This window comes from Peribacillus frigoritolerans (genome assembly GCF_001636405.1).
Lineage (GTDB): Bacteria > Bacillota > Bacilli > Bacillales > DSM-1321 > Peribacillus > Peribacillus frigoritolerans.
The window spans coordinates 1,672,943-1,686,136 of sequence record NZ_KV440950.1 but is presented as its reverse complement, the minus strand read 5'-3'; the positions used below and the strand labels follow the sequence as shown (position 1 = coordinate 1,686,136).

The following is a 13,194-nucleotide window of genomic DNA, read 5'->3' as shown; positions in this document are numbered from 1 at the left end:
TATCCTCTTGCAAGGATATTAGCCCAGACACTCATTTTCAAAATTGGTGAAGTCGACTTTTTTCATGAATTCTTCCAATGTATAGCCCTTTAGCAGGCGCAATGTTTCCTTTTCGGCTTCGTTCATGATTTCCTCCAAAGCCGTATCCAGCTGCTTCCCGACTTCACCGCATTCGCTCGTTTCCATACAAACAAGACATTCCGGCCGTACCGCTTGATACACATCCGCCAAAGTAAGCTGAGAGGCAGGCACCTTCAGACTATAACCGCCTTCCCTTCCTTCCTTTGTTTCGACGATCCCCTCAGCTGCAAGCTGTGCCATCACCCTTCTTAAAAAAGTGGCGTGTGACTTCACCTTTAAGGCGATTGCCGAACTTGTCAGGAGCTTTTCGCTTTGTGCGAGCCAAACCAAAGAGTGAATGGCAATGGCAAAGCGCGGCGGACCAATTTGATTGTTTCGATTACTTGAAGACAAGATTATCCCCCCTTACACTCTTATCCATGGTAAGGCCATTATACTATGTTACGTGCTCCCGAACAAATGGCGCCATTTCTCGATTTTCCGCCCGCAGCGCACGATTTTACGTCCGTTTCCGGGTTCGGCAAAATAATATACCCTTTCGGCACCAAAACCCGGCAAAACATCCTTTTGCCGGGTTTTTCAATACTACTGAATGATTTGTACATTTTCATATAAATAAGCTTCTTCCGGTGCCTTTATTTTCTTCGATTCTTTTAAATCGATCACCGGTACGGGTTCCCCTTTATAGCTTCCTTTTTTTAGTGTCCCTGTAATCGTATACCAATCATTCGTCTTCATTCCTTCCACGTTCCCGTTGACCATATAACCGTATAACGTCGCATCGACCACACAGCAGGACATGGAGAGGCGGGAGATGGCCATTTGTTTTTTCGTGAATGTATCCTCACGGTATATGAACCCCGAAATCTCTATCTCCTTCCCCTCGATCGTATCGAGGTTGTTCAGTAAATCATCCAGCACTTCAAAATAATTATCATCGGTTACGGAGATTCTCTCCCCATTCGCATGTTTCCCAGAATCATATGAACTTACCATCTGTGCCTGCTGCTTTGCCATCCCCCTTTTCGCCAGCACTTCCCCGCTTAAAGTAAAATCGGTCAGGATGAAGCCCAGAAGAATCGGAAGGAAGAACAAACCATATTTCAGGACCGAGGACTCCCCATTCGATCCGCAATCACAATATTGTTCACCCTGTTTTTGTTTTTTCATTCGGAGAAGGCTGATCACTAAAAAAGCAAAAAGTGCCGCCAATGCATATGGAACCATTTTGGGTGCGATCAATTTCGTTAAATATCCTGAAACATACAATTTAAAGATCATGAGGCCCAATCCCAGCAGCAGCAATCCTTCAAGTCTTTGGATAAAAAAACGTTTCATCAGAAGCCCCCCTTACTGATCAATCCGCCTGCAATCAGGCAGAGGCTGAAGACGACTGCAAAAATTAGCAGGACATACGTGACGACGAAGCTCCGTTTAAAACAGGACATCATGATCAAAACATTTTTCAGATCCAGCATGGGACCAAATACAAGGAAACCCAGTATGGAGCCTGGCAGAAAACTATGGGAAAAGGAGGCCGCTACGAATGCATCAGCTGATGAGCAGAGTGAAAGCACAAACGCAATTCCCATCATCAACGCCGTGCCTTTTATTGGCGCCTGACCAATATCCGCCATTACGGACCGATCCATGAACACCTGAAATACACTGGCAAACAAGGCCCCGATGATAAAGTATCTGCCGACCATAAAAAACTCCTGCGAAGTATGATCAATGAAGCTTGTCCATTTACTGGACTGAATATCATGTTCATGCCCTTGTACCAGTTCCACCTTGTCCTCTTTCACCACATCTTTAGTGCTGAATATATGAATGAATAAACCTGCGATTATGGCCGTCAGGACACAAAGGATGATTCTTCCATATAGAATGGACGGATTATTTTGGAACGCATAATAAGTTGAGCCGAACACGATAACATTCAATATTGGAGCTGTTACGAGCAGGACCACACCTGCATGGACCGGGACACCCTTTTGAATCAATCTCCGAACGACCGGGATGATTGCACATTCGCAAACCGGAATGATCAGCGCCGCCGCAACCGCGGCAAAAATGGCCGTCAGGGGTCTTTTGGGTATCATCCGCTGAATGATTTCTTCACTGATGAACAACTGGATGAATGATGAAGCAATGGCCCCCAGGAACAGGAAAGGAATCGATTCTAAAAACAATCCCAAAAACACGACGAACACAGAGTGAAGCATCGGGTAGTCCGAGAAATCAATCGCTTTGGGAATGAACACATCGCCTAGAAAAAAGAATGCCAGCAGCAAAAACAGCAGAATCAATAACAGCAAATTTCCCGTGTAGCGTTTCAAAAGCATATTTAACCACCTCGCAAATCATAATTATTACGATTTAAGTTTGGATTCGGTCTAGTATATGCTTTTGATAGGGTGAACAGAACAGAAAAAAAAGAGAATGGAAGACATTCCCCACTCTCATTTATTCCTTCGATATAGATCCCTGCTCTTGTAACCTTCTCCTATAATCGTTTTCATTTCCTGGCGTCGTTTCACTTGTGTCGCCTCTTGTTTTGCACTATACACGTAACGGGCCCAATCCTTGCGATACCCTGGAGTAAGTGATTGATAGAACGCAAGCAAATCAGGGGAATCCTGCAAATCGTTCTCAATTTCAGAAATCATGCCGATATAATCATCTACTGATTGGCTTGCTTTGGTAGATGGACGGTTTCTATTTTTCGAATCTACTTTCAGTCCGACTACCGTAAAGACATCATCCAACCCAACCATACGCGCAAACTTCAGGTCACTCGAGCCGACATACCCTTCTTCATCCGCACCAAGGCCCTGCATCAGATCATCACGATGAATATATGTAGCATATTCTTTATTCCCCTTCTTGGGGTACGCCAAAAAAATATAGCCGTTTTTACTTAAATGATTTTTATCGATCACCTTATCCACGATTCTCTTTAAAGAATCCATATCCAATACAAAGGCAAATATAAGATCATAGGCACTTTCATTAAGCTTTGTATCGTAATCCGGCAGCTCTGCTAAATAATCCGCCCCGTCTGGCTGATTCAAGACTGCCACCCGTTCATATTTATGTAAATTCAGTTTTTCAACTATTGTTTTAGCCATTCCATTCACCATCCAATCCTGGTTGATTTTTTCTACGTTCAGTTTATAAGCTTCCCATTGCGTTAATAACTTTTCCCTAAATAGTATAAAAAGTCAAAATTCGATGTGGAAACCTTCCGTATCTTTTCATATAAACATTTCTAGGAAAATATTAACTGTGCTATAATTCAGATATAATAATTTCCAATGTCCAGCTACTATAGATTCTTTTCCCTTTGAATGCCAGCTTCATTTTGCAGTTCATTAGCGGATGCCCTAGGCGCAACATTCTAAGTAGGCATAAACTCAACTTTTTTGCATAGGCATGATAGGGTATCAAAGCTCCAGAAAAAATGTAGTCCCTGGGAATACAGACCTGACTCCAGATTTGCATTTCTTCCCAAAATTATGAATACCAGTGAACATGTCTTTTCGTTGTACTATAAGAGATATCTTTTAACACTCTTCATTAAATAGAAACCATGTTTCAAAACATAGTGTCGCACTCCTTCAATCATCATGAATCCACTTTAAATCAGGTGTTTTTTCCGTAGTTTTTATGCATTCTTTATGCAATCAGATATCCCTTTTTTTCCTATTTCAAAAAATTCAGTGATGCTTTCATATGTGGGTGTCACAAAAGGGGAGTTCTCATGAATTATATCGAGTATGATTTGCTATTTGAATCAAGAAAACAGTTAATTGAGGAAATTACGGAGTTGGATGAAAAAACGCTCCACCATAAGCCTGTGCCTGAAGTATGGAACATCGCCCAAATTTGCCATCATTTATATCTTACGGAACAGGTTTTTACAGAAGTTATAGCAAATGGCATTCGGGAAAGGGATTTTAATAATATCATTCAAAAAAACATATACTTCGTTACTGATAGAACAAGGAAATTCTCATCCCCTGAGGCCATTTCACCCTCTTCAGCCCCATTTCAATTATCGAGCCTCATGGATTTGCTGGCAGAATCAAGGGATCGATTATTACAGGTTCTTTATGATATGGATTCAGATATCCTGTTAAATAGAAAGAAAGCCAAACATCCCCTGTTCGGGGACCTCTCATTGGATCAATGGATTGAGTTATTATCCTTACATGAACAAAGGCATATCAAACAGATTCAAGAAATAAAGACCGCCCTTATATAAGCCTTTCATGACAAATTAGATAATAAGCCGGAGACTTTTCAAACAAAACAAAGAGACCACGTCATTTTGTGGTCTTTTTTCATGCATGCTATGAAACGATCGTGACTGTCAGGGGCTGTACCAAGATGATAGATTGGCAGAGCCCATATTTCCCTAGCCAGCACTATTCAAATTTCGTGCTTTACTCGTGAATTCGGAGCATTTACTCGTGAGTTCCGTACCTTTACTCGTGAATTCGGGGCATTTACTCGTGAGTTTCGTACTTTTACTCGTGAATTCAGAGCATTTACTAGTGAATTCGATCGATATCTGGAATGGAAGTTTTTATATAACATATGTGAAACAATCGCTCCGATAGATTATGACCGTGTGCTCAAGGACTTGATTACTCCACTTATCCCGGCATAATGATTCCACTTGCAAAAGTGGAATCAAACTTGAACACTGCAAAATATCCCGTTCGAAAAGAGTGGGAAAAATCACATTCAGCTTGCTCGTGCTGGATCCGAACTCTACAAAGCCGCGCTGCCGATAATATTGAAACATGGAGGTCATATCCGGACCGTCCTTTTCTATTTCAGGAAAAGTTGATTTTGTTACAAAAGATGTATGAAGAGCAATCGGGAAATCGTCCATTAACCTAAGCCTGCCAATTTTAAAGACCTTATCATCCGCCAACAAAAATCCCCCTTTACATATAATTTCCTTGTTATTGTCAGTGTAATGAGAAAATATGAAGCTATCATGATTTTCTTGTAAAAAAAAAGTCCTGGTCAATTACCAGAACGAAAGGAAGCACTTATTTTATCGATCTTTTTCCATACAAGACCCTGTATGTTCAGTCTTTCAAATTCCCAATCCAGCATGTAAGCATGCCTCTTTCACAGCAAATTCCTGGTTTCATAGATCGATATTTTTCAATACCACATCATTAATGGCCATGCTTTTTTTCCTTAATTTCAAAGCATTCACACATTCCGTTCCAGGGCTCATACTGCCAAGCCGAATCGGCTTTTCCCCATAATCCCCATGAAAATCGGAACCTCCTGTTTTAATGAGATTATATTGATCTGCATATGAAATCGCTCTTTCCTCATCTGCATGACCATGATGCGGGTGAAGAACTTCAATCCCTTCAAGCCCTGCTTTTACAAGATCAGGGATAATTTCGAAACTCCCGTATTGTCCAGGGTGAGCAAGGACAGGGACGCCTCCGGCAGCACGAATCGCCTTCACAGCCAGTATGGCATCCACATACTCCATAGGAATAAAGGCAATGCCCGGCTCTTCCCCATTTTGGCCGCGGCTGAAGATTTTCCTATACAAATCTCCATAGATAGAATCCGTATACCCCGATTCCCGAAGCGCCAGCATAATATGCTGTTTATAAACACCGGTTCCTCCCCTGAATTTAGATACCTGATCCCAAGTTATTCGATATCCTGCATGAATCAGCCGTTCCACCATTTTTTCAGAAGCTGCATTCCTCTTTTCAATCAGTGGATTACATAAATCCTCAAGGGCCTTATGACCAGGCTCGACAAAATAGCCCAAAATATGTACACGCCTTCCTCTTGCAAAGTCATAACCGGAAACTTCGATACCAGGGATGATTTCAATACCTATTTCCTTACCCCGTTCCACCATCTCTTGCAATCTCATTGTTGTATCGTGATTCGTAATCGCTAAATGGCCAATGCTCTCCCTTTTTGCAACCTCCAATAATTCTTCAAAAGAACTGGAACCATCTGAAATGTTCGTATGACAATGTAATTCAACCTTCATGCCAATCCCCCCATTCTTATTCGTTTCCCATTTTCATTTTAACTTAGTGCCATGTCGGTCAACGTTAAGATGATGTAAAAAAACGTAAAGGTGTAAAAGTCGTCCTGATTGGTGAAAATACTTAAGTATTTTAAGCTGCATACAAAAAAATCCAGTTTGTTTCAGAAACCCGCTCCCTTTCCGCCGACTGGCTGCCAAGCGTCTGTGGGGTCTCGGCTAACCAGTTATTCGGCAGGAGTGTCGCAAATTTCTTCCATCCATTAAGGAGTACAGGGAAAAACATGAAAGATAAACTAGTCTTAAATAGGGTTCGGAGTAAGACGAGCCAGCATTTTTTTAAGTTGATTGGAAAGGAAGGTACGAGAATCCTGCGGGAAAAGCGTGGCAGGGGAGACCCCGCAGGCGTGCCGAGGAGGCTCCCGCCCGCCCGCGGAAAGCGAGTGCCTGGAGTGGAAATCAACGTTCCCATTTTACAAACGTAATTTGTTGACAAAAGGGTTCTATCTAAATAAAAACAAAGTTGATTGGAAAGGAAGGTACGAGAATCCTGCGGGAAAAACGTTTCCAGGGGAGACCCCGCAGGCGTGCCGAGGAGGCTCCCGCCCGCCCGCGGAAAGCGAGTGCCTGGAGTGGAAATCAACGTTCCATATTACAAACCACAAAAAAGCTGTCGGCAAACAATTATTAGCTAGTTTGTAGACAAAGAAGACCTATCTTTTTACACAAAGTTGATTGGAAAGGAAGGTACGAGAATCCTGCGGGAAAAACGTTTCCAGGGGAGACCCCGCAGGCGCGCCGAGGAGGCTCCCGCCCGCCCGAGTGCCTGGAGTGGAAATCATTTTCATTGTCTATTTCGCTTCCTATCCCGTTACGGATTTCCCATTAAGTTGAAATAAAATCAGAACAAAACCAATAAAATTTTTGACTTACTGTCAAAAATGATGTACATTACCTAATGGGCGAACAATTTTTATTAAAAAAGACAAAAATATTCGTATATAGAGGTGCATAACATGGAAAACGTGTTTGATTATGAAGATATTCAATTAATTCCTGCAAAATGTGTAGTAAATAGCCGTTCTGAGTGTGATACATCCGTTACTTTAGGTAAACATACATTCAAGTTACCTGTAGTACCTGCCAATATGCAAACGATCATTGATGAAAAGATTGCCATTTACTTGGCTGAAAACGGTTACTTTTATGTAATGCATCGTTTTGAGCCAGAAAAACGACTGACTTTCATTAAAGACATGCATTCAAGAGAATTGATCGCTTCCATCAGTGTCGGCGTTAAAGAAGAAGAATACGGATTCATCGAACAATTATCGAATGACAACATTGTGCCTGAATACATTACGATAGATATTGCGCACGGACATTCCAATGCCGTGATAAAAATGATACAGCATATTAAAAAACATTTACCTGAAAGTTTTGTCATTGCAGGAAATGTAGGAACTCCTGAAGCGGTACGTGAATTGGAACATGCCGGTGCGGATGCTACAAAGGTGGGCATTGGGCCAGGGAAAGTATGCATCACTAAAATCAAGACTGGATTTGGAACGGGCGGCTGGCAATTGGCTGCACTTCGCTGGTGTGCAAAAGCGGCAAGCAAGCCAATCATCGCTGACGGCGGCATTCGCACGAACGGTGATATTGCCAAATCAGTTAGATTTGGAGCTTCAATGGTCATGATCGGTTCACTATTTGCCGGACATGAAGAATCTCCAGGTCAAACGATCGAGAAAGATGGAAAGGCCTTTAAAGAATACTTTGGTTCAGCTTCTGAATTCCAAAAAGGTGAAAAGAAAAACGTTGAAGGCAAAAAGATGTTTGTCGAGCACAAAGGATCTTTGGAAGATACGTTGAAGGAAATGGAACAAGATCTTCAGTCATCCATTTCATATGCAGGCGGTACCAAGTTGGAAGCCATCCGGAATGTGGATTATGTGGTCGTTAAGAATTCAATCTTTAACGGTGACAAAGTTTATTAAGAAGTAATCTAAAAAAACGGCCTAATCAATGGATTAGGCCGTTTTTTAATTACACCTTTTTAACAAATTGGGATTTTAATTTCATTGCACCAAAACCATCTATCTTACAATCAATATCATGATCTCCATCAACTAGACGGATGCTTTTGACTTTAGTGCCCATTTTTAAGACGGATGAGCTCCCTTTCACTTTAAGGTCCTTGATTACCGTAACGGTATCACCATCGTTCAAGGCATTTCCATTAGCATCTTTGGTAACCTTCTTTTGATCACCATTTTCCGTTTCCGCTTCCACCGTCCATTCATGAGCGCATTCCGGGCAAACTAAAAGACTGCCGTCTTCGTATGTATATTCTGAATCACATGCAGGGCAATTAGGAAAATCAGTCATAAATTCACTTCCTCCATTCATTATGCCAATTTTAATATAATAATGGTTTACACACAACCAGTAGTTTATTACCTCCCTTGCCCCTCCCTTCCTCTAGAACCTATAAAGGTTTTACTATATACTTTTAAGAAAAAGCTGGAAAGTGCGGTGAACCCATTGTTTAAACTATTATTGATAGAAGATGATACGACGTTATTCAATGAAATTAAAGATAGATTGGCGCAATGGTCTTATGATATTTACGGAATCGGCGATTTTAGTAAAGTGGTTCAGGAATTCACGGACATAAAACCTGATTTGGTCATCATTGATATACAGTTGCCGAAGTTTGACGGATTTCATTGGTGCAGAATGATCCGGGCCCATTCCAATGTTCCCATCATCTTTTTATCATCACGTGATCATCCTACGGACATGGTGATGTCCATGCAGCTTGGAGCTGATGATTTTATCCAGAAGCCTTTTCATTTCGATGTACTCATCGCGAAGATACAGGCCACCCTTCGCCGTGTCTATAATTACAATACGGAAAAGATCGAGTTGAAAACGTGGTGCGGCGCCACCGTGGATTACGAGAAGAACACGGTTTCGGCCGAGACGGGCACAATCGAATTGACGAAAAATGAAATTTTCATCTTGAAAAAGCTCATTGAACAGAAAAACAAGATCGTAAGCCGCGAAGAATTGATCAACAGCTTATGGGATGACAAACGTTTCATAAGCGATAACACCCTTACAGTGAATGTGAACCGTTTACGAAAGAGGTTGGATGAACTGGGTCTAGGGCATTTTATCGAAACAAAGGTCGGACAGGGCTATATCGCCGTGGAAGTGGCAAATGCATGATCGGAAAATATCTCGTGGAAAGGTTCAGCTGGATCACATTCTACATACTTCTTCATCTATTCATTATCTTTGTCGCCTATCTTGATTCGGCCATTCCGTTAAGGCCCATACTGTATATTGTTTTTTTATCATTGCTCATGTTCAGTATGTTTTTGATTTTCCGCTATAAAAAGGAAACCTACTTTTATAAAAGTTTAGAAGCACGGGAAGACAACCTGGATATAACGAATATAGCCGAACCAGAGAGCCCTTTCGAAAAAATCATAGAAAACTGCATCATTAACCAAACCGAATTATTGAAGCGATCCGCAGCAACCGGTCAAATGACTTTAGAGCAGGAGAAGGATGAATTATTATCTTGGATTCATGAAGTGAAGACACCATTGACGGCGATGCATTTAATGATTGACCGCTTGGATGATGAATTGCTGAAATCACACTTGACTTATGAGTGGCTGCGCATTCATCTTCTTCTTGATCAGCAGCTCCATCAAAGGCGCATGCCTTTCATCGAAAATGATTTGTATATAGAGAAAACCGATTTGGAAACAATAATCTTTGATGAGATTAAAACGCTGCGGTCATGGTGCATTCAAAAAGGAATCGGCTTCGACATCCAATTGGATGTAACCGAAGTGCTTAGTGATGCCAAGTGGCTGGCCTTCATCATGAGGCAGCTCTTGACCAACTCCATTAAATACAGTGAAAACTCAGATATCATAATATATAGCCATGAGCGAGCCGGACAAACGGTTCTGGAAGTGCAGGATTCCGGACGGGGCATTGACCCAAAGGATTTATCCCGCATATTTGATAAAGGATTTACATCCACGACAAATCATCGTGACAGTGCGGCAACCGGCATGGGTCTATATTTAACCAAGAATGCGGCCGAGCCCTTATTCATCTCCATTGATGTGAAATCAGAGCTTGGAACCGGGACGACCGTTGCCTTGACCTTCCCAAAAAGAAATGATTTCGTGAATATCACAAGCATGTGACAAAAGTGTCACATGCTTTTATTCTTTGTTCGTCCAAACGAAGGAAAAGAAATACATGGCCTTTTATAATGAGGATATAGAAAAAAAGGAGTGTATCCAAATGAATATATTAGAAGCGAAGAAAATCCATAAAAGCTATGGTAATAAATTCAATAAACAAGAAGTATTAAAGGGTCTTGATATAAGCATACAAGAAGGTGAATTCGTAAGTATCATGGGTGCTTCCGGTTCAGGAAAAACGACTTTGCTGAATGTCCTTTCCTCGATCGATAAAATCAGCAACGGCACCATTACGATCGATGGTAAAGAGATTTCGGGGATGAAAGAAAAGAATTTGGCCGAATTCCGTAAGAACCACTTGGGCTTCATCTTCCAGGAATATAACCTATTGGACACATTGACTGTCAAAGAAAATATCCTTTTGCCCTTATCCATTACAAAAACGCCCAATAGTGAAGCGGCACAAAAGTTTGATAGCGTGGCGAAGGAATTGGGCATATATGAAGTGAAGGATAAATACCCAAATGAAATTTCCGGTGGTCAAAAACAGCGTACGTCTGCAGCGCGGGCTTTCATCCATGATCCAAGCATCATTTTTGCGGATGAACCGACTGGGGCGCTTGACTCCAAATCAGCTTCCGATTTACTGAACAAACTGAGCGAAATGAATAAAAAGCACAAAGCGACCATCATCATGGTAACCCATGATCCCGTGGCCGCCAGTTATTGCAGCCGAGTCATTTTCATTAAAGATGGACAAATCTATACCCAATTGAATAAAGGTGAAGAATCAAGACAAACCTTCTTCAAGGACATCATGAAAACACAAGGTGTATTGGGAGGGGTTCAAAATGAGCATTAATCAACTCATCTTGCGAAATCTGAAGAAGAATCTGAAGAACTATTATCTGTATGTGTTTGCCCTGATCTTCAGCGCTTCCCTGTACTTTGCCTTTGTCACCTTGCAATATGACCCAGCGCTGGATAAAGCGGAGGGTACGGTGAAAGGTGCCGCCTCCATCAAGGCTGCATCAATCCTGCTTGTTGCGATTGTTTCCATATTCCTTTTATATGCCAATAGCATTTTCATTAAAAGACGCAGTAAAGAAATTGGCTTATTCCAATTGATAGGCATGACGAAGAACAGGATATTCCGGATCCTGAGTGTGGAAAACCTGATCCTGTATTTCTGTTCCGTATTCCTGGGAATCTTTGTAGGGTTTGCCGCTTCAAAATTGATCATCATGATCCTATTTAAAATAATGGGTGTCCAGGCAATCGCGACTCTTACATTTTCTTTTCAGCCGCTAGTGCAAACCTTGCTCGTTTTTAGCGCCATCTATCTTTTAATCATGTTGATGAATTATGCCTTCATTAAAAGGCAAACCATTCTATCATTATTTAGAGTGACTTCCATGACGGAAGGAAAAGTGAAAAAGGTTTCGATGTTCGAAATGATCATCGGGATATTCGGGATCGCCCTGATCATTGCTGGTTATGTCATTTCATCCAAATTATTCGATGGAGCTTTTACAGAGATGACCGAGCTTTTCATGGCCATGATCGTCATTCTGGCAACCGTCATCATCGGTACCTACCTATTCTATAAAGGATCCGTAAGCTTCATCTTTAATATCATCCGTAAAAAGAAAAATGGCTATTTGAACATCAATGAAGTATTATCCCTTTCATCCATCATGTTCCGGATGAAATCGAATGCGATATTATTGACGATCATCACGACCGTTTCCGCTTTGGCAATCGGTTTATTATCATTAAGCTATATCTCCTACTACTCAGCGGAGAAAATGGCACAAAGCAGTATCCCAACCGATTTTTCGATGACGGATAAGGGTGATGCAGATGCATTCAAAGAAGCATTATCAGACAGTAAAATTGATTATGACGTAAAGGTGATTGACGTCATTCAAGTGGATGTCAATGTAAAGGAAATAATGGAAACGAGCCTCGAAGGAGTGAACTTCGATTCGGATATCATGACAGTTCCCGTCATCAGTGATGAATCCGTTAAAGGAATCAACCTTGCTGAAGATGAGACCCTTTTCAGCGGATACAGTAGTATGATGGAGAAGGTCATATCCTTGAAGGATTCCGGAAAGATTGAACTGAAGGGCAAAAATGAAGTGATTCGGCAAACATATCTGGGTTTGAATGATGATACCTTCCTGTCCTATTACTTTACGAGTGGCGGATTGCCCGTTGCCATTGTAGACCAAACGATATTCGACCGTTTGAAAAAAGATGTCGACCCGAAAATCCAAAAAGTATCATCCGTTAATATCGGCATTGATGTGAAGGATGAAGCTGAACTTGAAAAAGCGAATGATCTATTCAGTAAAATGAATTTTAAAGAAGAACATGTGAATGATTCCCAATTAGAAAATTTCACCAACCAGAAGAAGAATATGGGTCTTATGATGTTCATCGTCGGCTTCTTGGGATTAACCTTCCTCATCACATCCGGCTGCATCCTTTATTTCAAGCAAATGGATGAAAGTGAAGGTGAAAAATCCAATTACACGATTTTAAGAAAACTAGGATTCACGCGTGGTGACTTACTAAGAGGAATCCAAGCAAAACAAGTTTTCAATTTCGGCATTCCTTTAGTCGTCGGGCTGCTTCACAGTTATTTCGCAGTCCAGTCCGGATGGTTCTTTTTCGGGACCGAAGTTTGGGCACCGATGATCATCGTCATGGCATTATACACGGCATTGTATTCGATCTTCGGAATCCTATCCGTATTTCATTACAAGAAGGTCATTAAAGAATCACTATAATTTCGAAGATACTAAAAGCTCCAGG

Annotated in this window: 14 protein-coding genes; 7 read left to right on the top strand and 7 right to left on the bottom strand. The window is 41.4% G+C overall.

Going from position 1 to position 13,194, the window contains the following annotated elements:
• Window positions 1–18 precede the first annotated feature (18 nt).
• From A6755_RS08295 to A6755_RS08280, 4 genes are all read right to left on the bottom strand, one after another.
• A complete protein-coding gene (locus A6755_RS08295) occupies window positions 19–474 on the bottom strand; it encodes an RrF2 family transcriptional regulator (RefSeq protein WP_052137319.1) in 456 nt (151 codons plus the stop codon).
• 192 nt (window positions 475–666) lie between these two features.
• Complete coding sequence (locus tag A6755_RS08290) at window positions 667–1,419, bottom strand: TIGR03943 family putative permease subunit (RefSeq protein WP_063590411.1); 753 nt, start codon at window positions 1,417–1,419, stop codon at window positions 667–669.
• Window positions 1,419–2,429 carry a permease gene (locus A6755_RS08285; RefSeq protein ID WP_063590410.1) on the bottom strand — a complete coding sequence of 337 codons (1,011 nt, stop codon included), beginning with the start codon at window positions 2,427–2,429 and terminating at the stop codon, window positions 1,419–1,421. Before A6755_RS08285 ends, A6755_RS08290 begins: the two co-directional genes overlap by 1 nt.
• A gap of 117 nt (window positions 2,430–2,546) precedes the next feature.
• Window positions 2,547–3,215 carry a YdeI/OmpD-associated family protein gene (locus A6755_RS08280; RefSeq protein WP_063590409.1) on the bottom strand — a complete coding sequence of 223 codons (669 nt, stop codon included), beginning with the start codon at window positions 3,213–3,215 and terminating at the stop codon, window positions 2,547–2,549.
• Between the two features lie 632 nt (window positions 3,216–3,847).
• On the opposite strand from A6755_RS08280, the gene A6755_RS08275 reads away from it, so the two are divergent.
• Window positions 3,848–4,351 carry a DinB family protein gene (locus A6755_RS08275; protein ID WP_057276759.1) on the top strand — a complete coding sequence of 168 codons (504 nt, stop codon included), beginning with the start codon at window positions 3,848–3,850 and terminating at the stop codon, window positions 4,349–4,351.
• A gap of 324 nt (window positions 4,352–4,675) precedes the next feature.
• Here the strand turns inward: A6755_RS08275 and A6755_RS08270 are convergent, their stop codons facing one another.
• Together A6755_RS08270 and A6755_RS08265 are read right to left on the bottom strand one after the other, a co-directional pair.
• A complete protein-coding gene (locus tag A6755_RS08270) occupies window positions 4,676–5,029 on the bottom strand; it encodes a UTRA domain-containing protein (protein ID WP_063590408.1) in 354 nt (117 codons plus the stop codon).
• 222 nt (window positions 5,030–5,251) lie between these two features.
• Window positions 5,252–6,136, bottom strand: coding sequence for a PHP domain-containing protein (locus tag A6755_RS08265; RefSeq protein ID WP_063590407.1), 885 nt, complete (start codon window positions 6,134–6,136; stop codon window positions 5,252–5,254).
• A gap of 281 nt (window positions 6,137–6,417) precedes the next feature.
• Between A6755_RS08265 and A6755_RS26995 the strand changes: the two genes are divergently transcribed.
• Window positions 6,418–6,618: a hypothetical protein gene (locus tag A6755_RS26995; RefSeq protein WP_063590406.1), complete on the top strand. Its 201-nt coding sequence runs from the start codon at window positions 6,418–6,420 to the stop codon at window positions 6,616–6,618.
• 531 nt (window positions 6,619–7,149) lie between these two features.
• Window positions 7,150–8,133 carry a GMP reductase gene (guaC, locus tag A6755_RS08250; protein ID WP_034309334.1) on the top strand — a complete coding sequence of 328 codons (984 nt, stop codon included), beginning with the start codon at window positions 7,150–7,152 and terminating at the stop codon, window positions 8,131–8,133.
• Between the two features lie 49 nt (window positions 8,134–8,182).
• Here the strand turns inward: guaC and A6755_RS08245 are convergent, their stop codons facing one another.
• Window positions 8,183–8,524 carry a zinc ribbon domain-containing protein YjdM gene (locus A6755_RS08245; protein WP_063590404.1) on the bottom strand — a complete coding sequence of 114 codons (342 nt, stop codon included), beginning with the start codon at window positions 8,522–8,524 and terminating at the stop codon, window positions 8,183–8,185.
• 156 nt (window positions 8,525–8,680) lie between these two features.
• On the opposite strand from A6755_RS08245, the gene A6755_RS08240 reads away from it, so the two are divergent.
• The 4 genes from A6755_RS08240 (at window position 8,681) to A6755_RS08225 (ending at window position 13,169) form a co-directional block, all read left to right on the top strand.
• The gene (locus tag A6755_RS08240; RefSeq protein WP_057276763.1) at window positions 8,681–9,370 is read left to right on the top strand and encodes a response regulator transcription factor; all 690 of its coding nucleotides are present in this window, start codon (window positions 8,681–8,683) and stop codon (window positions 9,368–9,370) included.
• The gene (locus tag A6755_RS08235) at window positions 9,367–10,371 is read left to right on the top strand and encodes a sensor histidine kinase (protein ID WP_063590403.1); all 1,005 of its coding nucleotides are present in this window, start codon (window positions 9,367–9,369) and stop codon (window positions 10,369–10,371) included. Before A6755_RS08240 ends, A6755_RS08235 begins: the two co-directional genes overlap by 4 nt.
• Window positions 10,372–10,471: 100 nt before the next feature.
• Window positions 10,472–11,233: an ABC transporter ATP-binding protein gene (locus A6755_RS08230; RefSeq protein ID WP_063592490.1), complete on the top strand. Its 762-nt coding sequence runs from the start codon at window positions 10,472–10,474 to the stop codon at window positions 11,231–11,233.
• Window positions 11,223–13,169 (top strand): FtsX-like permease family protein, encoded by a 1,947-nt coding sequence (locus A6755_RS08225; RefSeq protein WP_063590402.1) that lies wholly within the window; start codon window positions 11,223–11,225, stop codon window positions 13,167–13,169. Before A6755_RS08230 ends, A6755_RS08225 begins: the two co-directional genes overlap by 11 nt.
• Window positions 13,170–13,194: the final 25 nt, after the last annotated feature.

Coding starts and splice junctions, on each gene's coding strand:
- A6755_RS08290 (WP_063590411.1), bottom strand. CDS start 1,419: ATGAAACGTTTTTTTATCCAAAGACTTGAAGGATTGCTGCTGCTGGGA.
- A6755_RS08285 (WP_063590410.1), bottom strand. CDS start 2,429: ATGCTTTTGAAACGCTACACGGGAAATTTGCTGTTATTGATTCTGCTG.
- A6755_RS08280 (WP_063590409.1), bottom strand. CDS start 3,215: ATGGCTAAAACAATAGTTGAAAAACTGAATTTACATAAATATGAACGG.
- A6755_RS08275 (WP_057276759.1), top strand. CDS start 3,848: ATGAATTATATCGAGTATGATTTGCTATTTGAATCAAGAAAACAGTTA.
- A6755_RS08265 (WP_063590407.1), bottom strand. CDS start 6,136: ATGAAGGTTGAATTACATTGTCATACGAACATTTCAGATGGTTCCAGT.
- A6755_RS26995 (WP_063590406.1), top strand. CDS start 6,418: ATGAAAGATAAACTAGTCTTAAATAGGGTTCGGAGTAAGACGAGCCAG.
- guaC (WP_034309334.1), top strand. CDS start 7,150: ATGGAAAACGTGTTTGATTATGAAGATATTCAATTAATTCCTGCAAAA.
- A6755_RS08245 (WP_063590404.1), bottom strand. CDS start 8,524: ATGACTGATTTTCCTAATTGCCCTGCATGTGATTCAGAATATACATAC.
- A6755_RS08235 (WP_063590403.1), top strand. CDS start 9,367: ATGATCGGAAAATATCTCGTGGAAAGGTTCAGCTGGATCACATTCTAC.
- A6755_RS08230 (WP_063592490.1), top strand. CDS start 10,472: ATGAATATATTAGAAGCGAAGAAAATCCATAAAAGCTATGGTAATAAA.
- A6755_RS08225 (WP_063590402.1), top strand. CDS start 11,223: ATGAGCATTAATCAACTCATCTTGCGAAATCTGAAGAAGAATCTGAAG.